The 26,637-nt window shown below is 43.2% G+C and carries 22 protein-coding genes and 1 pseudogene; 15 read left to right on the forward strand and 8 right to left on the reverse strand.

Annotation, left to right across the window (positions count from 1 at the left end; genetic code table 11):
- Positions 1 to 310: 310 nt before the first annotated feature.
- Complete coding sequence (locus tag NYE22_RS11685; protein ID WP_021481482.1) at positions 311 to 700, reverse strand: tautomerase family protein; 390 nt, start codon at positions 698 to 700, stop codon at positions 311 to 313.
- 363 nt (positions 701 to 1,063) lie between these two features.
- On the opposite strand from NYE22_RS11685, the pseudogene NYE22_RS11690 reads away from it, so the two are divergent.
- Positions 1,064 to 2,324, forward strand: a pseudogene (locus tag NYE22_RS11690) (gluconate:H+ symporter).
- An 84-nt stretch (positions 2,325 to 2,408) separates the two neighbouring features.
- Positions 2,409 to 2,645, forward strand: coding sequence for a hypothetical protein (locus NYE22_RS11695; protein ID WP_014480034.1), 237 nt, complete (start codon positions 2,409 to 2,411; stop codon positions 2,643 to 2,645).
- Positions 2,646 to 2,678: 33 nt separating this feature from the next.
- Here NYE22_RS11695 and gerT read toward each other — a convergent pair whose 3' ends face one another.
- On the reverse strand, positions 2,679 to 3,140 hold the full coding sequence (gene gerT / locus NYE22_RS11700) for a spore germination protein GerT (RefSeq protein WP_021481480.1): 462 nt from the start codon (positions 3,138 to 3,140) through the stop codon (positions 2,679 to 2,681).
- A 98-nt stretch (positions 3,141 to 3,238) separates the two neighbouring features.
- On the opposite strand from gerT, the gene rarD reads away from it, so the two are divergent.
- The 4 genes from rarD (at position 3,239) to bshB2 (ending at position 5,520) form a co-directional block, all read left to right on the forward strand.
- Entirely contained in the window at positions 3,239 to 4,135 is an 897-nt protein-coding gene (rarD, locus tag NYE22_RS11705) for an EamA family transporter RarD (protein ID WP_014480033.1), read from the forward strand.
- 75 nt (positions 4,136 to 4,210) lie between these two features.
- A complete protein-coding gene (locus NYE22_RS11710; protein WP_134991226.1) occupies positions 4,211 to 4,489 on the forward strand; it encodes a hypothetical protein in 279 nt (92 codons plus the stop codon).
- A complete protein-coding gene (locus NYE22_RS11715; protein ID WP_003231213.1) occupies positions 4,486 to 4,836 on the forward strand; it encodes a YojF family protein in 351 nt (116 codons plus the stop codon). The genes NYE22_RS11710 and NYE22_RS11715 overlap by 4 nt, the downstream gene beginning before the upstream one ends.
- Before the next feature lie 18 nt (positions 4,837 to 4,854).
- Entirely contained in the window at positions 4,855 to 5,520 is a 666-nt protein-coding gene (bshB2, locus tag NYE22_RS11720; RefSeq protein WP_161986065.1) for a bacillithiol biosynthesis deacetylase BshB2, read from the forward strand.
- A 25-nt stretch (positions 5,521 to 5,545) separates the two neighbouring features.
- Here bshB2 and rsbRC read toward each other — a convergent pair whose 3' ends face one another.
- Positions 5,546 to 6,394, reverse strand: coding sequence for an RsbT co-antagonist RsbRC (gene rsbRC / locus NYE22_RS11725; protein WP_070547459.1), 849 nt, complete (start codon positions 6,392 to 6,394; stop codon positions 5,546 to 5,548).
- Positions 6,395 to 6,409: 15 nt separating this feature from the next.
- Positions 6,410 to 7,768: an MATE family efflux transporter gene (locus NYE22_RS11730; RefSeq protein ID WP_021481475.1), complete on the reverse strand. Its 1,359-nt coding sequence runs from the start codon at positions 7,766 to 7,768 to the stop codon at positions 6,410 to 6,412.
- Between the two features lie 265 nt (positions 7,769 to 8,033).
- On the opposite strand from NYE22_RS11730, the gene cdaS reads away from it, so the two are divergent.
- The 8 genes from cdaS to odhB all read left to right on the forward strand — a co-directional run bounded on the left by cdaS (position 8,034) and on the right by odhB (position 19,657).
- Positions 8,034 to 8,657, forward strand: coding sequence for a cyclic di-AMP synthase CdaS (gene cdaS, locus NYE22_RS11735; RefSeq protein WP_015251893.1), 624 nt, complete (start codon positions 8,034 to 8,036; stop codon positions 8,655 to 8,657).
- Positions 8,658 to 8,892: 235 nt separating this feature from the next.
- Positions 8,893 to 10,110 carry a macrolide family glycosyltransferase gene (locus NYE22_RS11740; RefSeq protein ID WP_004399256.1) on the forward strand — a complete coding sequence of 406 codons (1,218 nt, stop codon included), beginning with the start codon at positions 8,893 to 8,895 and terminating at the stop codon, positions 10,108 to 10,110.
- 382 nt (positions 10,111 to 10,492) lie between these two features.
- Positions 10,493 to 11,737 carry a D-gamma-glutamyl-meso-diaminopimelic acid endopeptidase CwlS gene (gene cwlS / locus NYE22_RS11745; protein ID WP_161986064.1) on the forward strand — a complete coding sequence of 415 codons (1,245 nt, stop codon included), beginning with the start codon at positions 10,493 to 10,495 and terminating at the stop codon, positions 11,735 to 11,737.
- A 92-nt stretch (positions 11,738 to 11,829) separates the two neighbouring features.
- Entirely contained in the window at positions 11,830 to 12,420 is a 591-nt protein-coding gene (locus tag NYE22_RS11750) for a superoxide dismutase family protein (protein WP_342412712.1), read from the forward strand.
- Between the two features lie 63 nt (positions 12,421 to 12,483).
- Complete coding sequence (locus NYE22_RS11755) at positions 12,484 to 13,398, forward strand: MoxR family ATPase (protein WP_010886530.1); 915 nt, start codon at positions 12,484 to 12,486, stop codon at positions 13,396 to 13,398.
- A 10-nt stretch (positions 13,399 to 13,408) separates the two neighbouring features.
- Positions 13,409 to 15,325 carry a nitric oxide reductase activation protein NorD gene (locus NYE22_RS11760; RefSeq protein WP_128473988.1) on the forward strand — a complete coding sequence of 639 codons (1,917 nt, stop codon included), beginning with the start codon at positions 13,409 to 13,411 and terminating at the stop codon, positions 15,323 to 15,325.
- Between the two features lie 228 nt (positions 15,326 to 15,553).
- Positions 15,554 to 18,388: a 2-oxoglutarate dehydrogenase E1 component gene (gene sucA, locus NYE22_RS11765; protein WP_173614144.1), complete on the forward strand. Its 2,835-nt coding sequence runs from the start codon at positions 15,554 to 15,556 to the stop codon at positions 18,386 to 18,388.
- Positions 18,389 to 18,403: 15 nt separating this feature from the next.
- A complete protein-coding gene (gene odhB, locus NYE22_RS11770) occupies positions 18,404 to 19,657 on the forward strand; it encodes a 2-oxoglutarate dehydrogenase complex dihydrolipoyllysine-residue succinyltransferase (protein WP_029318039.1) in 1,254 nt (417 codons plus the stop codon).
- A 49-nt stretch (positions 19,658 to 19,706) separates the two neighbouring features.
- On the opposite strand, the gene NYE22_RS11775 is transcribed toward odhB, so the two are convergent.
- A complete protein-coding gene (locus tag NYE22_RS11775; RefSeq protein WP_004399225.1) occupies positions 19,707 to 20,672 on the reverse strand; it encodes a bile acid:sodium symporter family protein in 966 nt (321 codons plus the stop codon).
- A gap of 218 nt (positions 20,673 to 20,890) precedes the next feature.
- On the opposite strand from NYE22_RS11775, the gene NYE22_RS11780 reads away from it, so the two are divergent.
- Positions 20,891 to 22,228: a sodium-dependent transporter gene (locus NYE22_RS11780; RefSeq protein ID WP_014477075.1), complete on the forward strand. Its 1,338-nt coding sequence runs from the start codon at positions 20,891 to 20,893 to the stop codon at positions 22,226 to 22,228.
- Between the two features lie 32 nt (positions 22,229 to 22,260).
- Here NYE22_RS11780 and NYE22_RS11785 read toward each other — a convergent pair whose 3' ends face one another.
- The 3 genes from NYE22_RS11785 to dhaS form a co-directional block, all read right to left on the reverse strand.
- Positions 22,261 to 23,106, reverse strand: coding sequence for a superoxide dismutase (locus tag NYE22_RS11785; RefSeq protein ID WP_049141171.1), 846 nt, complete (start codon positions 23,104 to 23,106; stop codon positions 22,261 to 22,263).
- Positions 23,096 to 24,994 carry a sporulenol synthase gene (gene sqhC / locus NYE22_RS11790; protein WP_342412720.1) on the reverse strand — a complete coding sequence of 633 codons (1,899 nt, stop codon included), beginning with the start codon at positions 24,992 to 24,994 and terminating at the stop codon, positions 23,096 to 23,098. The genes NYE22_RS11785 and sqhC overlap by 11 nt, the downstream gene beginning before the upstream one ends.
- Before the next feature lie 100 nt (positions 24,995 to 25,094).
- Positions 25,095 to 26,582, reverse strand: coding sequence for an aldehyde dehydrogenase DhaS (gene dhaS, locus NYE22_RS11795; RefSeq protein WP_342412722.1), 1,488 nt, complete (start codon positions 26,580 to 26,582; stop codon positions 25,095 to 25,097).
- Positions 26,583 to 26,637: the final 55 nt, after the last annotated feature.

Below are 26,637 nucleotides of genomic sequence, written 5' to 3' on the forward strand. Positions count from 1 at the left end.
CATTTCCGGATTGGCAAAATTGTCATGTGCATATGAAGGGGATATATAAAAATAGGAAATGATCAATAAGCTATAACATCCAACCTATTGTAAATGGGGATTATGATGTATCTTATTATGCAAATCAGCAAAATTTTATATTTTCGGCCAAAACCCAGTCAGCTTCCAATTGGCATTTAAACCGGATATAAAAGGAGATCCAGGTTTTTCGTATTGCTGGATGCTTCTATACTGATGACTTCCGCATTTATGAAAAAAGAGAGAGCTTCTTTGGAGCTCTCTCTTCTTTTTTTTGTGGGGAGACGAAATCTTATAGTTTTCCATTCAAAAATTGCGCCTCACCGAGACCAAAACTCCAGTCTGCGTCACCATTCTCAGTAATAGATACCATTAGGTCTTCAGGGGAAATTCCGCATTTTTCTTCTAGCCTTTCAGCAAGCAGAGCATACAATTTTTCCTTTTGGCTTTCGGTTCTTGCTTTGCTTGTCATGCTAATGATGACCATATCCTTGGTTCTCTGAAACCCTAATCCCGTATCTTGGATTATAAGCTCGTTTGCGGGATGCTGATGGACAATTTGATAACGGTCTCTTTCCGGAACACCAAACGCTTCAACCATCGCTTGGTGAGCAGTATCTAATAACAATTGCAGCGATTTTTCGTCACGGCCTTCAATTACATCAAAACGCAATAATGGCATGTGTACTCCTCCTCTTGTGAAGTTGTTATCCGTCTGTTCTCATATTGTCTCGTTTGCTTTCAGACAATGGAGAGATATAATGATTGGCAGTCAACTTTAAAAAACATAACATATAACCAAAAGTTAATCAACATATAACTAATGAATCATAGGTTAGGCGGTAGATAATCGAGACAAGCTCATAAAAACGATTGACAGTCATTGATTAGGAGATTAGTATGAACATATTAGTTGATCAAAAGATAACAATCATATAACCAAGACGTTGTTATTTAAAATAAAAGCGTTTTCTATTAATTTAGGCATGAAAAGCGCCGAAACAATGTCGCGAGAATCATATAAAACACTTTTGGAGGGGGTTCCATGCCGATTTTAATTGTAGCTGTCGGAGTGCTGATTCTGTTATTTCTCATTATTAAAGTAAAATTAAATACCTTTGTCTCACTGATTGTCGTTTCATTTTTAGTAGCCATCGGACTTGGAATGGATATCAATAAAATTGTTCTTTCAATTGAGACTGGAATTGGCGGGCAGCTGGGGCATTTAGCTTTAGTGTTTGGACTTGGCGCGATGCTTGGGAGGCTTGTCTCTGATGCTGGGGGCGGCTACCGGATTGCCATTACGCTGATTGACAAATTCGGGAGGAAACGAATACAGGCGGCGGTTGTAGTTGCCTCTTTTATCATCGGTATTGCGCTGTTTTTTGAAGTGGGTCTTGTTCTGTTGATACCGATTGTTTACGCGATTGCTAAAGAATTAAAAATGCCTTTTCTGTATCTGGGAATCCCGATGGCCGCCGCCTTAAATGTTACTCACGGATTTTTGCCCCCGCATCCTGCTCCAACTGCTATCTCAGTTGCATACGGTGCCCATATTGGCCAGGTGCTGCTTTTTGGAATCATCATCGCTGTTCCGACAACTGTGATTGCCGGGCCTTTATTTAATAAATTTGCGATGAAACGGTTTCCTGGTGCGTATCAAAAGCATGGAAACTTATCGGGGTTAGGACCGAGGAAAGAATTTCAGCTGGATGAAACACCGGGCTTTGCGATCAGTGCTGTCACGTCTTTATTCCCGGTTATCTTTATGGCAATGGCAACAGTTTTTTCTTTATTATTGAATGAACATTCAAAAGGAAAAGACATTATAGAATTTATCGGCACTCCGGGAACGGCAATGCTCATTTCGCTGTTGCTTGCACTCTATACGATGGGATATGCCCGTAAAATACCTATGCAGGAAATCAGCAGATCTGATTGACGGCGGGGTCGGCGATTATGTCGCTGATTTTTTCCGCCAAACAAACATGTCGCCGCTATTCGTTGCATGGACCATCGCCGCGGTTCTGCGTCTGTGTCTAGGCTCTGCTACCGTGGCTGCGCTTACCACAGCGGGAATGGCAGCTCCGCTTATGGAGGCTGGCAGTGTAAACCCCGCGTTAATGGTGCTTGCAACAGGAGCCGGCAGTGTCATTGCGTGTCATGTAAATGATGCAGGATTTTGGATGGTAAAGGAATTTTTCGGCTTGAGCATGAAAGAAACATTTCAAACCTGGACGCTGCTTACAACAGTTCTTTCGGTTACAGGACTCGGCTGTGTGTTATTGGCAGGGCTTGTGATGTAACAATCATAGACAGTCCGTAGCCCAATCGTTTTTCTTCCTTGCTGAATACTTTACGTATAGGCAGACATAAAGGAGGAAAAAATCATGTACCCTCATCATTCGTATTATCGCGGAATCCCAGGTCCAGCCGGATATCCGGCGCGTAGTCCTTTTTTGTTTGGCGCTCCTCTAGTTGGCGGTTTATTAGGCGGTTTTCTCGGGAGTGCGCTGTTTAACTATTCTCGTCCCTATGCCTATCCTCCTGGCCCTTATGGATACGGAGGCGGTCCGTACGGTTTTGGTGCCGGCGTGCCATACGGGGGATATCCCGGCTTCTATTAATAAAAACGGCCTGCATCGATTGCAGGCCGTTTTTTATCGGATGATTTCTACCTCGGACATATTGTAGTCTTGCTGCTTTTGAAACATGACTTCCAGAAGGCCATCCTTATAGACGGCTTTTGTTCCTTTGCGTTTGACTAAACAAGGAAGATTTACTTTTTTCGGATGATCTGCTCTTGGGAAGTTTTCCAACCATAATTCGTGAGATGTGTGTTTGATTCTCACTTGTTCCAGCCATTCTTCGCTGATTGGCACCTTTACAAACACATGGTCTGCAGTTTCGAATATATCAATATCAGGTTTGACATCAGGTTTGGCGGGCTGTTCTTTTTGGGGGAGAGGATCGCGGAAAGGAAATTGAGCCGCATAATCACTGCCGAACACACTTTCCATCACACGATTGACATACGTTTCAACTTCTTTCGGATCAGCTTTTTTTAATGCTTCTTTAGAAAATTGATTGTGGAAAGGAAAGTACTTGTTCCACTCAAACATTGTCTTCACATCCTTTCTTCACGGACAAAATAGTATATGCCCGCCAGATCTTTCACGTGATATAATATAAGATGGTCTAAAGAAAGGCAGGGATATAAATGCAATATTCAGAAACAAAAAAAGGCGTTATTTACACAGCCGTTTCCTTTATCATGTGGGGCCTGTTTCCGCTCTATTGGAAGCTTCTCGAACAGCTGCCGGCTCTTGATATTTTGGCTCATCGTATTATATGGTCTTTTGTTTTTATGTGTATCGTACTTTTTTTCTTGCGGCAATGGAAAATAGGATGGCAGGAGCTGCGCTCTCTGAAAAAGAACGGAGGGATCCTTTCTTTATTTCTTGCTTCTATCCTGATTTCGATCAACTGGTTTGTATACATATGGGCTGTAAACCATGGCTTTTTGCTTGAGGCTAGTCTTGGCTATTACATTAATCCGCTTGTATCAGTGCTCCTTGGGATTTTATTTTTAAAGGAAAAACTGAATCGCCTGCAATTAGTGGCCGTTTCGATTGCGGCAGCCGGTGTCATCATCTCGGCGTTCCAATACGGCTCCATTCCTTATGTTGCGCTTCTCCTCGCATTCAGCTTTGGGCTGTACGGGTTAAGCAAAAAAAGAACAAGCCTGCCGAGCGCCATCGGTTTAACGCTGGAAACATTCATGATTATGCCGATTGCATTAGGGTATTTGCTGTTCAGCGGACATGTTCAGCCAGCGGGTGCAGAAAGCGGAGGGACGTGGCTGCTTCTCTTTTTGGCCGGTGTGTTTACGGCTTTGCCGCTCTTATTGTTTGCGGAAGGAGCGAAACGGCTGCCACTGTATCAAGTCGGTATCTTACAATATATTGCGCCGACCATTACCCTTCTGATCGGGCTGTTTGTTTACCATGAGCCATTTTCAAGCTCGAAGGCTTTTACATTCAGCTGTATATGGGCTGCGCTGATCTTGTTTACGTTTTCACAAGTGAAGTGGAAACGGGCGTCAAAAAGCCATTGAGGCCTTTGGCTTTTCAGCTGATGCATATATTATGTATAATCATTTCATGTATGTAAGACATAAAGGAGCAAGACGATGGACAATGTTAAAGAGATAGTGAAAGCCTATGCTTCACTTTGGAATAACCGATCTCTCGCACATGATGACGCAGAAGCGGTAGCAGAGGCGATTGATCTTGAGCTCTTGGATAAACGAACACATCCAAGACTCCGAAAACCGATGCTGGAAAAATATTTTGCCGCGATTCAGCGCATTGTGAATTCACAGCTCGAACCGGCTGTGAAATATCAGCTGGTCAAATTACATACAGAACGTGCAGAGTATTTAAAAGAAGAAAGAGGGGAGCAATCATGAAAGCGATCATAAAAGAAGATGTGCAAGCATCTTTAGAACGATATGCGGACCGCCCTGTATATATCCATTTAGAAACCACCACAGGTTCTTATTCAGCGCATTTAAATGAAAAGAACATGACGGTTGTTGCGTATATCCGCAATGCAAAAGTCACTTATCATCAGGCAAAAATCAAAGGCAACGGGCCTTACCGCGTTGGCTTGAAAACAGAAGAAGGCTGGATTTATGCTGAAGGCTTGACTGAATACACGGTAGATGAAGAAAACCGTTTATTAATGGCGGGACACCTGCCGGGCGGTAAACTGGCTATTTCTCTGCAAATCAGCGAAAAACCGTTCACAGTTTAAAGAAAAGGGTGAATAATAATGAAAGAACATGTACTAGTAATCCTGCCTCACCCTGATGATGAATCATATGGAGTGGCAGGCCTCATTGCCTTAAACAGAAAAAAAGACATTCCCGTTACGTATGCCTGCGCTACTTTAGGTGAAATGGGCAGAAATATGGGCGATCCATTTTTCGCGAACCGGGAAACGTTGCCGCTGCTAAGAAAACAAGAGCTCATCAATGCTTGCAAAGAAATGGATATCAATGACCTTCGTATGCTTGGACTCCGTGACAAAACGCTCGAATTTGAAGACGATGAGTATTTAGCTGATATCATGGAAGAGATCATAGATGATGTAAAACCAAGTTTAATTGTCACATTTTATCCCGGACACGGTGTGCACCCTGACCATGATGCATGCGGGGAAGCGGTTATCCGTGCATTATATCGCAAAAAGAAAGAAGAACGTCCGCGCACGCTCTGCATGGCCATTACCCGCAACAGAGAAGAGGTTCTCGGCGAAGCTGATGTCGTACTTGATATCAAAGAAGTAGCTGATATTAAAATGAATGCGTTAAGAGCTCACCGCACACAAACAGAAGGCATGCTCAGAGAGCTTGAAGAGAAATTGAAAAATAATGAACCTGTTATGGCAACATGGTTTGAAGAAGAAATATATTGGACGTATCAATGGAATGATTAATCAAAAAGGTATAAGGCCTTAAGCCTTATACCTTTTTTAATTTTAAGTCCGATGCAATTGCTGAAGCGAGAGTGGATCTCAAGGAAATACCTTCGAAAGACAAACCTAGCTGAACCGCTGTTTGCGCGATTTCCGGACGGATTCCAGACAAAGTTGAAGAAACACCGATTAAACGAAGCGCCTCAATCAGACTGAACAGCTGATGGGCAACCATCGTATCAATCACAGCTACTCCTGACAAATCAATATACAGTTGTGTCACCTTTTTTTTCGCACATTGATGCAGTGTGTTTTCCATAATCAGCTTGGCGCGGACTGTATCAATATCTCCGATTAAAGGCAGCAGTCCGACGCTGTGAAACAGCACGATGACCGGAGCGCTCAATTCAGTAATCATATCTTTTTGGGCCTGAAGCTGAAGGCTTGTGTTTTTGTACATTTCTTCTATAAAAATATGAATCACAAGATCAAACGCTTTTATAAGGGCGTGATACAGGTCTTCGGCTTCTTCGTTTTTCACAGTATCCTGATTGAGATGGACAAATTCTTTCACATAGGAAACATATAAATCTCTCACTCTGACAAACTCCCGAATAATATAGTGGATAGGAGTTTTTAAATGCTCTTGATCCTGTGTGACTTCAAAAGCCCATTCTTTCAGTATAGGCAAGTATACGTCCTCATCATCTATAAAAATACGGTTTATTTTATAGTTAAAGGCAAGATTCTGGCTCTTTAAATTGTGAATGACAACAGGGTCTGTTGAGGCATAAATGGAATTGGGGTCAGTCTCCTCGATTGTTTCATACCACGTTGAACTGATGGTTTCCGCATGCTGGGAAAGATACTCGAATAATTTTTTGTTTTTTGCCATGATTGATCACCTCTTTTAAATGTGTTGTTTTTGCGAATAACGTTTTTGCAGTTTTGCCAGCCTGAAAAACAGCCCAACTGCTCCGGCGGCGAGTCCTGCTATTAATCCAATCCAATAGCCGAATGCACCGAGGCTTGTAAACGTACCGACCATATAACCGACCGGAAGGCCAATGACCCAGTAAGAGACAAAAGCGGCCGCAAGCGTATAGTTCACATCTTTGTACCCTCTGAGTGCTCCCTGGATCGGTGCGGCAACAGCATCGGAAAGCTGAAAAAATAGCGCATAAATTAAAAAGTGCTGTGTCAGCCGGAGCACATCGGGGTCAGAAGTGTACATGCCCGCAATTTGCTCTCTGAATAAAAGGATACAGGCGGCAGTGAACAAAGAAAAGCCGATCGCCATCATGATGCCGATTAAGCTATATGAGCGTGCATCCTTAAAACGGGCTGCACCCGCTTCAAACCCGACAACAATTGTTAGAGCCATGGACACGCTGAGCGGCAGCATATATAAAAGAGACGCAAAATTCATGGCTGCCTGGTGGGACGCGATGGTCACTGTATGAAAATGGCTCATTAGAAGCGTGACAGCTGCGAAAATGCTCGTTTCAAAAAACACGGCGAACCCAATAGGCAGCCCGATTTTGAGCAAATTTTTGCATGCTTTCCAAGAGAACTTATACATGGTAAGGAAAATCCCGTATTCAGAAAACGGTGCGTTTTTATGAATAATGAAAAAACTGATGATGCAGATACACCAATAAGTTAACGCGGATGCCAGCCCCGCGCCGACACCCCCAAGTGCCGGCATTCCGAACTTCCCGAAGATAAATACATAATTCAATACAAAATTGATCGGAAGAGAACTGAGTGTAATCATCATGGTGACTCTCGTTTTTCCTAATGAGTCGATGAATGATCTCAACACGGTGTAAACAAATAAAGGGAAAATTCCCAGTGATAAAAAGCCTAAAAAGTGTTTAGCAATCTGATGCACGTGAATATCAAGGTTCAATCGGCCAAGAATAAGGTCAACTGCAGCATATCCAATCAATAAAACGGCGATGCTAAGTAGCGCGGCCACGTATACAGCCTGTAAAACAGTAAAGGGGATCTTCTGTTTTTTCTCTGCCCCTAATAGCTGAGCGACAATCGGGGTGACCGCCATTAATATACCTGCAAGTCCTGTGTAAACAGGGGTCCAAAGGCTTGAGCCAATCGCGACACCCGCTAAATCAGCGGGGCTGACTTTCCCTGACATCACCGTATCTAGAAAAGTCATAAGAGAAAGCCCCGCCTGGGTAATGAATATCGGTATTAAAATGTGCAAGAGCTGTTTGATTTTTTCCCGGGCATTTTGAGTTTCTTTCATACATTGATCTCCGTTTCTTTTTCATAACGAGAGAAATTATAACATTTTATGTATAAAAAGCAATGAACGCCGGGCCTATTCTTTTTTTGTCGGTTTCGTTTTTCTAAACATTTGGGCATAAATAAAAGAAAGCGAAATCACGCCTAAAAAGGTGCAAATATACTGAATGATTCTTTCGATTTCCATTCTTTACATCCCTCCTTTACCAATAGAATGTGCATCAATAAGATAAGCATTCGTGAAAAGTTGGAAATTTGAACAGGAGATGAAGATTATGCGCTATGAGCAGATATCAGAAAATGCGTTCAAGGGGAAAATACAGGTGTACCTAGAGCAAATATTAGGTGATGCATCTCTAATCTTGAAAACGCTTCACGAAAAAGACCAGTGTCTTCTTTGTGAATTAGATGATTTGGGGCACATATTTCAGGACATGCAGGGGATTGCATCCTCCTTTTATTTGCAATCATACATTGAGGAATTTACGCCGGCATTTATTGAGCTGGCCAAGGCGATTAAAGCCTTATCGGAACATAAGCATGGAGCTTTAATTGTGATTGAAAGAGCGGACCCGGTTGAACATTTTATTCAAAAAGGCACCTCCCTACACGCCGAGATCAGCTCTTCATTAATTGAAAGCATCTTTTTCCCCGGAAACCCTCTTCATGACGGCGCTTTGTTAGTGAGGGAAAACAAACTCGTGTCAGCAGCCAATGTGCTCCCGCTGACGACGAAGGAAGTGGATATCCATTTGGGAACCCGGCACCGGGCGGCTCTCGGTATGTCGGGCTATACGGATGCACTGGTGCTCGTGGTTTCAGAGGAAACAGGGAAGATGTCGTTTGCCAAAGACGGTGTATTATATCCGTTAATTTCACCAAGAACGTAAAAATAATAAAAAGGGCCTGATTAAGAATCCTATCATGAGACAAAATGACTGAATTCGCATCTTTATTAAAGCATTCGCTTCAAGCTGAATGCTTTTTGTCTTGAAGACAGGGAATATAAACTGGTAGAAAAGTTATATATGATGAATATTAATTAAGTGAAATACTTTACCTGTTTATGCATTTATAGTACCGTATAAAATATTACATAAATTCTCAAAGGAAGGGTGCTGCCGCATGGCTAATGTATTAATGATCGGTTTCCCCGGTGAAGGGCATATTAATCCCTCTATCGGTGTGATGAAGGAGCTGAAATCCCGGGGAGAAAACATTACGTACTACGCAGTGAAGGAATATAAAGAAAAAATCACAGCTCTTGATATAGAGTTTCGTGAGTATCATGATTTCAGAGGAGATTACTTCGGGAAAAACGCAACCGGCGATGAAGAAAGAGATTTCACAGAAATGCTCTGCGCTTTTTTGAAAGCCTGTAAGGATATCGCGACTCATATTTATGAGGAAGTCAAACATGAATCGTATGATTATGTCATATATGATCACCATCTTCTCGCGGGTAAAGTCATTGCTAACATGCTGAAGCTGCCAAGATTTTCATTGTGTACAACCTTTGCGATGAATGAGGAATTTGCGAAGGAAATGATGGGAGCGTACATGAAAGGATCACTTGAAGATTCGCCTCATTATGAATCATACCAGCAGCTTGCAGAAACTTTAAATGCTGATTTTCAAGCAGAGATCAAGAAGCCATTTGATGTTTTTTTAGCTGATGGTGACTTGACAATTGTCTTTACATCAAGGGGATTTCAGCCACTGGCTGAGCAATTTGGCGAGCGATATGTATTTGTCGGTCCTTCCATTACAGAAAGAGCCGGAAACAATGATTTCCCATTTGATCAGATTGACAATGAAAACGTGCTGTTTATTTCAATGGGAACCATTTTTAATAATCAAAAGCAGTTTTTTAATCAATGCCTTGAAGTGTGTAAGGACTTTGACGGTAAAGTTGTGCTTTCCATCGGCAAGCATATTAAAACAAGTGAGTTAAACGACATTCCGGAGAATTTCATTGTACGCCCGTATGTCCCTCAGCTTGAGATATTGAAAAGAGCCAGCTTATTTGTGACACACGGCGGAATGAACAGCACAAGTGAAGGTTTGTATTTTGAAACCCCGCTCGTTGTCATTCCGATGGGAGGCGACCAATTTGTTGTCGCAGATCAGGTAGAAAAAGTCGGCGCAGGAAAAGTAATTAAAAAGGAAGAATTGTCTGAAAGCCTACTGAAAGAGACGATACAAGAAGTAATGAATAATCGTTCGTATGCTGAAAAGGCAAAAGAAATTGGACAATCACTGAAAGCGGCAGGCGGCTCTAAAAAAGCGGCCGATAGCATTCTTGAAGCTGTAAAACAAAAAACTCAATCAGCAAACGCATAGTGTAAAAGCCTGTTCTTATCGAAAGAACAGGCTTTTTGCCATTTCATAAGAATGCAGAGGAAGGGATTTGACACGCCGATAGAGAATTGATTAGAAAAATAGACAAGAAAGGAGGAGAAACTGCTTCGTTCATCAATAGAAAACCATCATTTTTACCCTCACTTAAATAGTTCCTTAGACTTTCGAAAAACATATCGTGCTTATGTAAAATGTTAGATGTTTATTTGAAGGTTTAAAGGTCGAACGATGCTGAAAATGCTGCCAAATGTTTGAAAAGGGTTTAACTTACTGAAAAATTGACGATAAAACAGTTGTGTGCCATTTTTGGAAACAAAATACTAGCTGTTTTTGCAAAAAAAAAACAGTTTAGGAGGTTGAATGAATGAAAAAGAAGATTGTAGCCGGTTTGGCTGTTTCTGCAGTTGTTGGGTCGTCGATGGCCGCAGCACTCGCGGAAGCAAAAACGATAAAAGTAAAAAGCGGTGACTCTCTTTGGAAACTTTCCCGCCAGTATGATACGACAATATCAGCTCTGAAATCCGAAAACAAATTGAAATCAACGGTGCTTTATGTCGGACAAAGTCTTAAGGTTCCTGAAAGCAGCAAAAAAAGCACGACATCCCCATCTAATTCAAGCAAAACATCAACATACACAGTTGCATATGGTGATTCCCTATGGATGATTGCTAAAAATCATAAAATGAGTGTTTCTGAACTTAAAAGCTTAAACAGCCTGAGCAGCGACCTGATTCGTCCGGGGCAAAAGCTTAAGATCAAAGGGACAAGCAGTTCAAGCGGATCAAATGGATCAAAGAAAAACAGCGGTTCCAATTCTTCAGGTTCTTCAAAAAGTACATATACGGTCAAGCTTGGTGACTCACTGTGGAAAATCGCAAACAGCTTAAATATGACTGTAGCCGAATTAAAAACCTTAAATGGCTTAACATCAGATACACTTTATCCTAAACAGGTGCTCAAAATAAAAGGAAGCAGTTCACCTAAGAACGGAAACAGCGGTTCCAAAAAGCCGTCAAACTCCAATCCCTCAAAAACAACGACGTACAAGGTAAAAGCAGGCGATTCGCTGTGGAAAATTGCAAATCGGCTCGGAGTCACTGTCCAAAGCATCCGTGATAAAAACAATTTATCATCGGATGTGTTGCAAATCGGGCAGGTTCTGACTATTTCGGGAGCATCAAAATCTAATCCTTCAAATCCGACAAAGCCAACAAAGCCAAAAGATAACTCAGGGTCAAACATTCAAATAGGCTCGAAGATTGACAGAATGATAACGGAAGCGAAAAAATATGTCGGAGTGCCTTACCGATGGGGCGGAAACACGCCTGCCGGTTTTGATTGCAGCGGCTTCATTTATTACCTTATTAATAACGTATCATCTATATCAAGATTGAGTACGGCAGGATATTGGAATGTCATGCAGAAGGTCAGCCAGCCGTCAGTCGGAGACTTTGTCTTCTTTACCACTTATAAATCCGGCCCATCTCACATGGGGATTTATCTAGGCGGCGGTGACTTTATTCATGCAAGCTCATCGGGCGTCGACATTTCCAATCTCAGCAATTCTTATTGGAAACAGCGGTACTTGGGCGCAAGAAGTTATTTTTAAAAATGAGTATGACAAAAAGCCTTTTATAGGCTTTTTTGTTTATACCAGACAATGATTGACCACACTGTTAGAAAAAACAAGGGGGAGACAGTATGCACCGTCTCTTGCTGTTGATGATGCTGACGGCACTGGGAGTTGCCGGATGCGGACAAAAAAAACCTCCAGACTCTCCTAACCGGGTGCCGGAAAAAAAAGTGGTTGAAACGTCAGCGTTTGGTCATCATGTCCAGCTGGTCAATCGTGAAGGGAGAGCAGTCGGTTTTATAGAGATCAAAGAATCAGACGATGAAGGCCTCGATATTCATATTTCCGCAAACAGCCTGCGTCCAGGTGCTTCTCTCGGTTTTCATATTTATGAGAAAGGTTCTTGTGTCAGGCCGGATTTTGAATCAGCGGGCGGTCCCTTTAATCCGCTGAACAAAGAACACGGCTTCAATAATCCGATGGGGCATCACGCCGGAGATCTGCCGAACCTTGAAGTCGGTGCTGATGGAAAGGTAGATGTCATAATGAATGCGCCTGACACTTCACTGAAAAAAGGAAGTAAACTAAATATTCTCGACGAGGACGGAAGTGCATTTATTATTCATGAACAAGCGGACGATTATCTGACAAACCCAAGCGGCAATTCCGGTGCGCGTATTGTCTGCGGAGCCCTTTTGGGAAATAACGAGAAGCAGTAATATCATCCAAGCCCTTTTGTATTGAGCATACAGGGGCTTTTTTAGTATACTCGTTAATGGAATATGAATAGGAAAGGGAATCTGTCTATGACAACTCAACTACAGCACTTAACATTGCCGGAAGATATACAACAAAAGCTTTTATCATATAAAGAGCAGCCTATTTCCCCGGAGTTTCAATCGCTTATAGGAACATCAGGCTATGAGGCGGAGGATGAAGCCATTTTATTTGACGCCATTATTGCATTAGCCATGGGGAAAAATGTCCTGCTGAAAGGGCCTACAGGTTCAGGAAAAACAAAGCTGGCAGAAACATTGTCCAGCTATTTTCATAAACCGATGCACAGCGTCAACTGTTCAGTCGACTTGGACGCTGAGGCATTGGTCGGTTATAAAACGATTGAAAATCAATCTGGTCAGGCGACAATCGAGTTTGTTTCAGGACCTGTTACAAAGGCAATGAAGGAAGGCCATTTTCTTTATATAGATGAAATCAATATGGCGAAGCCGGAAACACTGCCTATTTTAAACGGTGTATTAGATTACAGAAAAATGATGACAAATCCGTTTACAGGCGAGGTCATACGGGCTAAAAGCGGTTTCGGAGTCATTGCAGCCATCAATGAAGGCTATGTCGGAACTGTTCCTCTGAATGAAGCGTTGAAAAACCGTTTTGTCATCATTGATGTGCCTTATATTAAAGGCGAGCTGCTGAAACAAGTGCTCATGTCTCAGTCAGCCTTGAAAGACGAGAAATTGATTGACAGATTTATCACGCTTTCCTCTGACTTGATCGTTCAGGCCAATAACGGACAGGTGTCTGAAGAAGCGGCATCCATCAGAGCTTTAATCGATACATGTGATTTAGCTGCTTATATTCCGCCGCGTCGTGCCATTGAGCGGGGAATTGTAGAAAAGCTTGATGATGATCGGGAAAAAGCGGCCGTCCGAAATATTGCAGAAACTCTGTTTGAATGAGGGGGCTGCGATGAAATTTATCAAATTTAACGACAGCACGATTGATTCATTTTTATTTATGATGCTGACAGATTTGGCCAAAACACTCACCAAGAGTGAAGCGGTAGAAGTGGAGTATGGCGTTCAGTCCTATTACAATCCATTCGAAAAGAAAATCTATATGAGCCACTTTTGGAAAGACAGGGCAGCTGAAGACATGGAAGCGGGTCTGAAAAGCGACGTCTACCTGCGTTCAGTCGGAACAAGATATAGCTCGCTGCATGAGTTTGCGAACTTTTTGAATGATATCCATCGCCATCTTACGTTTAAAAGTTTTGCCAAGCAGCTCTTTATGCTGCTTGAAGACATTAGGATCGAAGAATGCATCAAACGTGAGCGCCCGGGTACGAAACATGTATTTGCGAAGCGAAAAGACATGTACAGAAAACATTTCTCAACCCAGCTGACCTTAAATTTGGAACGAAGCATTTTTACCGATGCGCTCTTTTGCGCGATCTATGTCAAGCTCACAGCGGAATCGCCGCTTGAGACCCTTCCGTCCATGCGTGAAGATATCGATTTGATGCGCCCGTTTATTGAGCAACAGCTCTTGCGTGTGTATGAAGCAGATTCGACACGGCAGGTTCTGAAAATTGTTGAGGACCTCATGGATGGGCTTGAAGAGGTGCTCGATAAAGACATGTTGAACACCTACTTCTTCTTGCCTGAGCTTGACTACGCAAAAGCTGCAGAACAGCCGTTATTTGAAGAAGAGAAAAAAGCACCGAAGCTGAGTGATGACGTCACGCTTCCAAAACAGTCAGACGGTGATGAGGATATCCATGAAGAAGAAATGCCGACATGGCACAGGGAAACAGAAGCACCGTCTAAAAGCTTCCTTCAATTTGATATTGAACACGGCGCAAAATCAGATTTAGGAAAAGATGCTTCAAGGGAAGGCGACGATGGAGATCAGGCCCTTGGCTCTGTTCAAGGATCAGCCAGACAAACGAAACGGAAAGACTATTCCAAGCTGGAAGCGCTGGAGTCCCAAAAAGACCAGCCGAACGGAGCGGGTATGGCTGACGGCAAAGAAAATAAATATGCATTTCCAATTTATAAAGAACCGCAGCCGGCAACCAGTGAAGAAGAGCATTCTTATAAACAGCAGGCAAAAACGATTGAATCGTATCAAAAGCGTTTGAAACAAATGATTCAAAAAACGCTTGAGCATAAAAAAACATTGCCGAGAACAGACCTTCATGCTGGGAGACTGAACAATAAGCTTCTTCGTTACTTCACTGAGCGAAATCCGCGCCTGTTCTACAAAAAGCAAGAACCATCTTCAGAAATCGACGCAGTTTTTACATTGCTGGTCGATTGTTCAGCCAGCATGTTCGACAAAATGGACGAAACAAAACGAGGAATCGTGCTGTTTCACGAAGCGTTGAAATCGGTAGCGGTTCCGCATCAGATTGTCGGTTTCTGGGAGGACACAAATGATGCGACCGAAACAAGCCAGCCAAACTATTTCAATACGGTTATTCCCTTCCAATCATCATTAAGACAAGAGTCTGGACCGGCCATTATGCAGCTTGAGCCAGAAGAAGATAACCGTGACGGGTACGCAATTAGGCAGATGACGAAAAAAATGCTGCATCGCAGCGAGGCGCAAAAGTTCTTAATTGTTTTCTCAGATGGAGAGCCGGCCGCATTTGGCTACGAACAAAATGGGATCGTCGATACAAGTGAGGCGGTTATCGAAGCCCGAAAACGAGGAATAGAAGTGATAAATGTTTTTCTCTCCAACTCAGAAATAGAAGAATCGCAAATGAAGACGATCCAGGATATGTACGGAAAATTCAGTATATTTGTCCCGGATGTTGATCAGCTACCGGATGTTTTGTATCCGCTGCTGAAAAAACTGCTTCATAAAAGCATAGGATAGCCCTTAATCCTATGCTTTTTGGCGTTTGTTTTTTCGAATGATTAAATTTTTTGTTTTTTATAAAGGTTTTTTACTATTTTGTGAACAATCAAGGTAGAATCAAATTGCAAACAGTGGTAAAATATCGTTGGAAGCGTTTTTATTACATAATTTTGGACACAGCGTTCGAAAGTTATTTCAAGATAGTGAATCAATCACTTGATTATTTAAGTTGGGGGTAATATTCAAATGTTTCAAAATAGTATGAAACAACGAATGAATTGGGAAGATTTTTACGGTCCGAACCTCGGCTATGCGCTGGAGCTTTACGATCAGTATACCCAGGATCCGAACAGCATTGACCCGGATTTGAAGGAAATGTTCGACGAGCTCGGTGCTCCGCCAAGCGATATAAAAGAGGCCTCGGGAACAAAAGAAAAGGGACGTGTTACAGCCGATCTGATTCAAAAGATCGCATCCGCAGTCAGACTTGCAGAAGATATCCGAACCTATGGCCATTTGAACGCTTCCGTCAATCCGCTCAGAAAGGATGAGAAAAAGAGCGAACTTTTTCCATTATCCGATTACGGGCTAACAGAAGAGGAAATAAAAGCAATACCTGCGTCTGTCATCTGCAAAGACGCTCCTAAAAACATTACGAACGGTTTAGAAGCCATTCAGTATTTACGAAATACGTATAAAAGAACCATCTCTTTTGAATTTGACCATGTGCATGACTTCAAAGAGCGCGAGTGGCTGACAAGAAAGATTGAATCTGGCGAGCTGTTCCAGAAGAACTCAGCTGAAAAGCTGTCGGCTGTGCTGGAAAGACTGACAGAAGTAGAGGGATTTGAGCAGTTTTTACACCGCACATTCGTCGGGCAGAAGCGCTTTTCCATTGAGGGTCTGGACGCTCTTGTTCCAGTGCTTGATGACATTATTGCACAATCTGTCAAATCAGGCACGACAAGTGTCAACATCGGGATGGCGCACAGGGGACGCCTGAATGTCTTGGCACATGTGCTCGGCAAACCGTATGAAATCATCTTCTCTGAATTCCAGCATGCGCCGAATAAAGATCTTGTCCCGTCTGAGGGATCAATTGGGATCAGCTACGGATGGACAGGGGATGTCAAATACCATTTGGGGGCGAATCGGGAGCTTCAAGACGCTGAAACAAAATCAGCGCGCATTACGTTAGCGAACAACCCGAGCCACTTGGAATTTATCAATCCGATTGTTGAAGGCAGCACAAGAGCAGCACAGGAAACGCGAACACAAAGCGGATACCCGGTACAAGATGAAACAAAATCGCTGGCCATTTTAATCCATGGAGATGCTGCATTCCCTGGGGAAGGAATTGTAGCTGAAACATTGAATTTAAGCTCTTTAAAAGGGTATCAAGTAGGCGGTGCGATTCATATTATCGCCAATAACATGATCGGATTCACAACAGAAAGCGCTGAATCCAGATCGACAAAATATGCCAGCGACCTGGCCAAGGGTTATGAAATTCCGATTGTTCACGTGAATGCGGACGATCCTGAAGCTTGTCTTTCAGCTGTTAAGTTTGCGGTCGAATACCGAAAAACATTCAACAAGGATTTTCTGATTGATTTGATCGGGTATAGACGCTATGGACACAACGAAATGGATGAACCGTCAACCACTCAGCCAATGCTGTATGATGCTGTCAGAAAGCATCCGACAGTCAAACAAATTTTCGCTGAAAAGCTGGTAAAAGAAGGCGTGCTTACCGAGGAAGTCGTTCAAAACATCGAAAAATCGGTAACGAAGCGCATTGAGGATGCATATCAGAAAGTTCCGTCTAAAAAGGAACACACTGCCTGTGAAATTGAACTTCCAGAGCCTGTATCAAACGGTTTCCCAGATGTGGACACTTCGATTGATTTTGATGTGCTCCGCAAGCTGAATGGCGAATTGATCAACTGGCCGGAGTCATTTAATGTTTTCGGCAAGCTAAAACGCATTTTAGAAAGACGCGCCAAGGCGTTCGATGATGACAGAAAAGTGGAATGGTCTTTGGCAGAATCACTCGCGTTTGCTTCAATTTTGAAAGACGGAACACCGATTCGTTTAACCGGACAGGATTCCGAGCGCGGAACGTTCGCCCAAAGAAACCTTGTGCTTCATGACAGTGAGACGGGCAAAGAATTTGTGCCGCTTCATCACTTATCTGACTGCAGCACATCATTTGCTGTTCATAACAGCCCGCTGTCTGAAGGATCGGTTCTCGGTTTTGAATACGGCTATAACGTGCATTCACCGGAAACGCTTGTTTTGTGGGAAGCACAGTACGGAGATTTTGCCAACGCTGCTCAAGTGTATTTTGACCAATTTATTTCTGCTGGACGCGCGAAATGGGGCCAAAAATCCGGATTAGTCATGCTGCTCCCGCACGGTTACGAGGGACAGGGGCCTGAGCACTCAAGCGGAAGAATCGAGCGATTCCTGCAGCTTGCAGCGGAAAACAACTGGACGGTTGCCAACCTGACAAGTGCGGCACAGTATTTCCATATTTTAAGAAGACAGGCTAAAATGCTGCTTCGTGAAGAAATCAGACCGCTCGTCATTATGACGCCGAAGAGCCTTCTTCGCAACCCAAATACGGTGTCGGAAGTGCAGGAGCTCAGCGAAAGCCGCTTCCAGCCTGTTTATGAACAGTCGGGACTTTCTCATGACTATGAAAAAGTATCCAGACTTGTATTATCCAGCGGTAAAGTGTCTATAGACATCAGTGATCATTTTAATAAGTTAGAAGACGGTAAAGAGTGGCTTCACATTGCGAGAATCGAACAGCTGTATCCATTCCCGGCAAAAGGAGTCAAAGAATTATTTGCAAAACTTCCGAACCTGAAAGAAATCGTTTGGGTGCAGGAAGAGCCGCAGAACATGGGGGCTTGGGGTTATATCAGCCCGTATTTGACAGAGATTGCACCAGAGGGAGTAAGCGTTCAATATATTGGACGAAGAAGACGATCCAGCCCTGCAGAGGGAGATCCGACAGTTCATAAAAAAGAACAGGAACGTATTGTATCTGATAGCTTGACTCGCAAAAACTAAGGGGGAAATGAAAAAATGGCGGAAATTAAGGTACCTGAATTAGCAGAATCAATCTCAGAAGGAACAATAGCCCAATGGTTAAAGCAGCCTGGTGACTATGTAGAACAGGGTGAATATCTGCTTGAACTAGAAACGGATAAAGTGAATGTTGAATTGACAGCAGAAGAATCGGGTGTACTTCAAGAGGTATTGAAAGATTCGGGTGATACCGTCCAGGTCGGAGAAATTATCGGTACGATTTCAGAAGGCGCGGGTGAAAGTTCTGCCCCTGCTCCTACAGAGAAAGCAGAAAGCAAGGAAAGCGTAAAAGAAGAGAAACAGGCTGAACCAGCTGCACAAGAGGTGAGCGAGGAAGCACAATCTGAAGCAAAATCAAGAACGATCGCTTCTCCGTCGGCCCGTAAGCTTGCGAGAGAAAAAGGAATTGACCTGTCTCAAGTTCCAACTGGAGATCCGCTTGGAAGAGTGCGCAAGCAGGATGTCGAAGCGTACGAAAAACCGGCATCAAAACCGGCTCCTCAGCAAAAGCAGCAGTCTCAGGCTCAAAAAGCACAGCAAAGCTTTGACAAACCTGTTGAAGTGCAAAAAATGTCACGCCGCAGACAAACGATTGCAAAACGCCTTGTAGAGGTACAGCAAACATCAGCGATGCTGACCACATTTAATGAAGTGGACATGACGGCTGTCATGAATCTCAGAAAACGCCGCAAAGATCAATTCTTTGAGCAAAATGAAGTGAAGCTCGGCTTTATGTCTTTCTTCACGAAAGCGGTCGTGGCTGCATTGAAAAAATATCCGCTGTTGAATGCAGAAATTCAAGGCGATGAGTTGGTCGTTAAAAAATTCTACGATATCGGAATCGCTGTTGCTGCTGATGAAGGCCTTGTCGTTCCGGTTGTGCGGGATGCGGATCGCCTGACATTTGCAGGAATCGAAAAAGAGATCGGCGAGCTTGCGAAAAAAGCAAGAAACAATAAATTAACCCTTAGCGAGCTTCAGGGAGGCTCCTTCACGATTACAAACGGAGGGACTTTCGGTTCATTGATGTCAACTCCAATTTTAAACAGCCCGCAAGTCGGTATACTGGGCATGCATAAGATTCAGCTGCGCCCTGTAGCCATTGATGAAGAGCGTTTCGAAAACCGTCCGATGATGTATATCGCTTTATCTTATGATCACCGAATTGTAGACGGTAAAGAAGCGGTTGGTTTCCTCGTGACAATCAAAAATTTACTGGAAGATCCTGAACAGCTTTTATTAGAAGGATAATAAAAAAGGGTACATCACTTTATCGTGATGTACCTTTTTTGATGCATATTTAAAGTGATAGATTGCTGCTTTTGGATCCAGCTTGTTTCTTTTTCACTTTTTTTGACCAATATGTTGCAAGCATAGAACCTGAAAGGTTATGCCACACACTGAATATTGCGCTTGGTACGGCAGATAGCGGTGAGAAATGAGCCGTGGCAAGTGCAGCCCCAAGTCCGGAGTTTTGCATGCCGACTTCGATTGCAATCGCTTTTTGAGACGGGTAATCCATTTTTAAAAGCTTTGCACAAAGAAACCCAAGTAAATAACCGATACCGTTATGCAGGATAACAACTGAAAAAATGAGCAACCCCGATTGAAGAAGATTTTCCCGATTGCCGCTGACGACAGCTGAGACAATCGCAACGATGCCAATGACAGAAACAAGCGGAAGGGCATGTACTGCTTTTGCCACTTGTTTTCTGAAAAACATTTTGACAATCAGACCTGCAATGATCGGAAATAAAACCGCCTGTAAGATTGAAATAAACAAAGACCCCGGCGAGACAGGAAGCCATTCTTTGGCAAACAGCATAATCAACAACGGTGTTACAACAGGTGCCAATAAGGTAGAAATTGTCGTAACCGCAACAGAAAGGGCAGTATTTCCTTTTGCTAAGAATGTCATAACATTAGATGCAGTTCCCCCGGGACAGCAGCCGACAAGAATAACACCAACTGCGATTTCAGCTGGAAGATGAAGCCCAAATGCGAGGCCGAAAGCAACGAGCGGCATGATCGTATACTGAGCTATTACTCCAATAATAACTTGCCAAGGCTTTCTGACCAGCTCTTTGAAATCATCGGCTTGCAGTGTAAGGCCCATCCCAAACATGATAATGCCAAGAAAAATCGTAATATAAGAACTGATCCACGTAAATAAAGATGGGAAAGAAAATCCCAGCACTGCAAAAACAATGACCCATATGCCAAAGGTTTGTCCTGCAAAATGACTTATTTTTCTAATGATGTCCATAAAAACACTCCTAACACACTTATCAAGAACTTCAGCAGAAATTCTTACAAATTTCATAACATTCTCTTATTATAAATAATTTTCTGAATAATTCAATATTAGTTTTTGGCAGATGTCTATAGATATATGATGTAAACTAATTAAAATGTTCTTGACTATATAGGAAGATATTCTTACAATGAACCTTTATAATGGTTAGATCAAATAGGAGTGATACGGTGAAGGAAGCAAATCAATGGTCTTCGAAGCTCGGCTTTATTTTAGCCGCGGCAGGATCAGCTATCGGGCTTGGTGCGATATGGAAATTCCCATATGTTGCCGGAACCAGCGGAGGAGGCGCATTTTTACTTATTTTTATTTTATTTACGGTTTTAATCGGACTGCCTTTATTGTTAGGTGAATTTATCATAGGCAGAAGAACACAGAAAGATGCCGTTCAGTCCTATAAAACACTTGCTCCAGGAACGAAGTGGCATTGGATCGGTTATTTAGGCATGGTGACGTGCTTTATTCTTCTATCTTTCTACAGTGTCGTAGGCGGATGGATTTTAATTTATATTATAAAAGGCTTCACTGGCGGTTTATCGCAGACATCTGGTTTTGATACGATATTTGCAAGTACCATTTCAAATCCTTATTTGGCTGTAGGAGGCCAGCTGCTCTTTATGGTGGTAACAATTTTAGTTGTTGCGAAAGGGGTAAGCAGCGGAATTGAAAAAGCAAGCCAAGTATTAATGCCGGCGCTTTTTCTATTATTCATCATTTTAATGGTGCGTTCGGTTACACTTGATGGTGCGATGGAAGGAATCAAATTTTTCCTGATGCCTGATTTAACTGCAATTGATGCCAATACCATTTTATATGCAATGGGACAATCCTTTTTCTTATTAAGTGTCGGTGTATCTGTCATGGTAACGTATAGCGCTTATTTAGAGAAACAGGAAAATCTGGTACAGTCCGCTGTATCTGTAACTGTTATGAACATGCTTGTTGCTGTAATGGCTGGAATTGCGATTTTTCCAGCTGTCTTTTCATTCGGCCTCAAACCAGACCAAGGCCCGGTTCTGTTATTTAACGTGCTGCCGACTGTGTTTAATCAAATGCCGTTCGGAATTATCTTTTTATTAGCATTTTTACTTCTATTTTTATTTGCTGCATTGACATCTGCTTTTTCAATGCTGGAAATTTTGGTCGCAGTACTGTCGAAAGGCGATGTCAATAAGAGAAAACGATTCGCTTGGTTAGGCGGAATTGCTATTTTTATTGTCGGTGTGCCGTCTGCATTATCATACGGTGTCTTAAGTGACGTCACTATATTTCATCTGTCTATTTTTGATGCCGCCGACTATCTTGTGAGCAATATTTTAATGCCGTTAGGTGCGTTACTGATTTCGATTTTTGTCCCGCTTAAAATACCGAAACAGGATTTGTTTGACGAGCTGAAAAGCGGTTCCAATCTCAAACGAAAGTGGTTTGCGGTTTGGCTGCTGCTCATTCGATATCTATCTCCTGTTGCCATCATCATCGTGTTTTTGCATGTGGTAGGGATTTTTTAAAACACGAAGCCCCCGGAGAAAGGGGGCTTTTTTTAATAGAGCTTCCAAACGACTTCTTTTGCCTGCTCAAAACGTTTTTCAGCCTCGCGCCAATCCACGACATTCCACCAGTGATCGACATAGCTGGCCCGGTCATTTTTGTATTGCAAATAGTAGGCATGCTCCCATACGTCAAGCGGTAAAAGGGGGATCACATCCCATTGGCTGAAGAGCTGGTGTTTTTCTGCCGTTAAAATCTCCAGCCGTCCTGATCGAGGTGCCCAGACCAGAATGGCCCAGCCGACGCCTTCCACTTTTTTAGCGGCCTGGGTAAAATGTTCTTTAAAAGCGGAATAGCTTCCAAATGAAAGGTCTATCATTTGGAACAATGCCCCTGTAGGACGCCGTTTTCCGTTTGGATGCATAGAAAACCAAAAAATACTGTGCAAATAATGGCCTGCTCCATGGAACGCAAGCTCTCTTTCCCAATGAGTGATTAAGTCATAATTCTTTGTTGCTCTCACTTTTTTAAGCTCTGATTCTGCTTTGTTCAGGCCATCGACATAGCTTTGATGATGTTTTGTATGATGAAGGACCATAATATCGCGTGAAATATAAGGTTCTAAGGCGGAGTATTTGTAAGGAAGCTTTGGCAGCACGTGTTTCCCTATAGGGACATATGCGCGTCTTTCACTTGTATCATCTGATTCTGTAATATCCCGGTAAAGGGCAGCGGCCTGTTTATACCAATCTTCTTCTGTTGTTTGGTCATCTTCCAGAGCCTCAATCATCTTGTCGATTTGATCTTCAAACTGGTCAAGCTGTCCTCGCTTTTGAATCTGATCTTTCAGGGCTTCACACCAATTGAACATCTCCGTTTGATAAGATTCACGTTTCATTTGCTGTCTCCTTTTCAATAGAATCTAAATATTTCCCGACAGCCAGCAAAGAGAATACATATGGATAACTGTGATAGCGAATATAAAATTGCTTCGGCAATCCGATCCCTGCTGGATACGCGAGGCTATCGGCGCTATGCGAACTGCTGTCGGTAAGGTATTGCATGCCTTTCACAACTGACGGATGTTCGGAATTTTCATATGTGAGCAAAGCGTCTAAAGCCCAGGCCGTTTGTACAATGGTTCCTCTATGAAGCGGTACATATGTTTTGATTTCGGCGCTTTTGCAGGATTCTCCCCAGCTTCCGTCATCATTTTGTATGGATTTGAGCCAACGCAGAGCCTTTTGTATACCGGGATGCTTTCGGTCAACCCCGCATGCATGCATACCAGTAAGAGCAGCCCAAGTGCCGTAAATGTAGCAAACACCCCATCTGCCGTACCAAGACCCATTTTGTTCCTGATGTTCGAAAAGCCACTTCACTGCGCGTTGAATATGTTGATGTTTTTCTGTGAAGCCAACTTTCTCGCCTAAAAAGTGCAGTACACGTCCGGTGAGGTCGGCGGTTGAAGGGTCAACTGCAGCGTCCTCGGCGGATTCAAGCGGCAGAAGGCGGATCAGTGGGTGGTTCACGTTTTTTTCGAAAGCAGAAAATCCGCCGTCATTGTTTTGCATCGATAAAAGCCAAGATACCCCTCGCTCCCATGCTGCAGGAGAATGATTGCGGGGAATCGCTTTTAAAACGGCTGCAGTGTCGTCACAGTCAGGGTTATTTGTATTAATGTTTGAAAACCCCCAGCCGCCAGGAACTGAATTTGGATTTTTGACAGACCAATCTGCTATTTTGGTATGCTGGCGTTCTAGCAAAAAGTCGGCTGCTTTTGTAACAGAGCCATCCGTTTCGGTCACACCATTTTTTTGAAGGGCATAGCTGATTAGAGCTGTATCCCAAACAGTTGATGTAGAGTTTTCCAGATAAGGAATCCCGTTGCATTTAGTCACCAGTGATTTAATGCCGGTAATCGCCCTCCTGATAACAGGGGAATAGCGTGACACACCAAGTGACAGAAGGCTGTAAACCATAAATATGGTTGCGCTCGCATAGCTGTATAATGTTCCATCTTTTTCAATCCGGTCCAGCATATACGTTTTAGCTGTCTGTAGGCCCAGCTGCTGAAAAGCAAATGGTGCATGAAAAACGCGTTTCCAATGTGACAAAATAGACGTGAGATCTCTTTCTTCGAAAGCATCAGACCGAAGCCAAGTGAAAGGATTTTTTGTCATGTGCGGATCGAGATGGTGAAGAGATGAAATTTTGCGGTTAATAAGGACAAATCGCTGATTGAGTGTTACAGCCATAGGAGCAAAATGAATACGGGCATATGAGCTGAACTGATAGAAATGAATCGGCAATGTTGGGGGGAGCGCCATGAGTGATAATGGTAAATACAAAGCAGGCCAAGGATAAAGCCCGTTCGCGGCAAGCATCCATTTTGTCATGAAGTGAACATGTCTCAAACCGCCATGTGAGATGATAAATTGTTCAGCTTTCTTCATATGCGGCTCAGATCTGTGAAAACATCCTGAAGCCAGCATCCCGACATATCCTTGGACGGTAGCCGTTAGATTTCCGCGCGTTTCATCAGGATAGTTGATAAATGTGCCGTCGGGCTGCTGTTTTGCATGAATGCCGGCTGCAAGGGCTGATATTAGTTCTTTTTCATTTTCGTCTTCATCTAGTGAGGTAAGGAGCAAAATAAAAAAGGAATTTGTCATGATTGGTCCTTCAAAGCAAAATGCCCATGATCCATCAGCATTTTGCCTATCTCTTAACTCCGTAATGGTTTTCTTTTGAAAACGCCTCACTTTCTCCTGAAGTGTGCCCATCACGCTCAACTCCTTCAGAAGCATATATATTCAGCGTCTTTTACTGCCATTACAGAAAGAAAAAAACTGCTGGCAGGCAGCAGTTTTTTAAACATACATGTTAGTCTTCAAGGTTTATCCATACACTTTTGACTTCTGTGTAATTATCCAAGGCATATGATCCCATTTCTCGTCCGAGTCCTGACTGTTTATAACCGCCAAATGGAGACGCCGCATCAAACACATTATAGCAGTTCACCCAAACGGTTCCGGCTTGAAGTCGGTCCGCGATATAGTGAGCCTGCTTGACGTTCTCTGTCCATAGTCCGGCCGCAAGCCCATATTCTGAATGGTTTGCCCGTTCAATAACTTCATCGACAGTTTCGTACGGAATTGCAGTCAGCACGGGTCCGAAAATTTCTTCTTTTGCGATGGTCATTTCGTCTTCAACATTCGCAAACACAGTCGGTGCGACAAAATATCCTGCTTCAAAAGGACAGCTTCCGCCGGTCACTGCTTTTGCTCCTTCATCTTTTCCTTTTTGAATATAGGAAAGAACGCGCTCATGCTGTTCCTTGCTTACGAGAGGCCCGATTTGAGTATCTTTATGAAGTCCCGCTCCTTGGCGGAGTGACTCAGCATAGGACACCATTTCATCAACAACTTCATCATATTGGTCTTTATGAATGAAGACACGTGAGCCCGCACAGCAGACTTGGCCCTGGTTAAACATCACACCGTTTAAAGCGCCCGGGATAGCTTTTTTCAAATTCGCATCCGGCAGAAGAATATTAGGTGATTTTCCGCCCAGCTCCAATGTAACACGCTTAATGCTTTTCGCTGCGGTGGACATGATTTTCTTTCCGATTTCAGTGGAACCGGTAAAGGCAATTTTATCAACCGCTTCGTGGTTCGTCAGCGCTTCTCCCGCATCTTCACCGAATCCCGGGATGATGTTGATTACACCGGCAGGGAAACCGGCTTGGTCAATTAATTCTGCCAAATAAAGAGCTGAAAGCGGTGTTTGTTCAGCCGGTTTGAGGACGATTGTACAGCCTGTTGCAAGTGCCGCGCCCATTTTCCACATCGCCATCAGGAGCGGGAAATTCCATGGAATGATCTGGCCGACGACACCGACAGGCTCATGACGCGTATAATTAAAATAAGCGCCGGAAACCGGAATCGTCTGTCCTGTTATTTTTGTACACCAGCCGGCGTAATAGCGCATATGCTCAATAGCCAGCGGAATATCTCCATTAGTCGTTTCATTGATCGGTTTCCCATTATCAAGTGTTTCAAGCTGAGCAAGCTCAGTTTTATGCTCTTCCATTAAGTCCGCCAGCTTATACATCAGTCTGCTTCTCGAAGCTGGAGACATTGTTCTCCATTCACCTTGGTCAAAGGCTTTCCGGGCAGCTTTAACCGCTTTGTCCACATCCGCAGCCTGGGCTTCATACAGCGTCATCAAGGTTTCGCCGGTCGCCGGGTTTGGAGTGTCAAAGGTTGCCCCTGAGGCACTCGGAACAAACTTTCCGTCAATATAAAGCTTCTTTGTTCCCTGTAAAAATGTCTCCAGCCTTTTCGTCACTTGCATCGTTAAAGAACTCATCCGTAACAAACCTCCAGTCATTTTTTATGGTCTGTTCTGAGATTCTTGGTGATAG

This window comes from Bacillus sp. FSL K6-1560 (genome assembly GCF_038592935.1).
Taxonomy (GTDB): domain Bacteria; phylum Bacillota; class Bacilli; order Bacillales; family Bacillaceae; genus Bacillus; species Bacillus subtilis.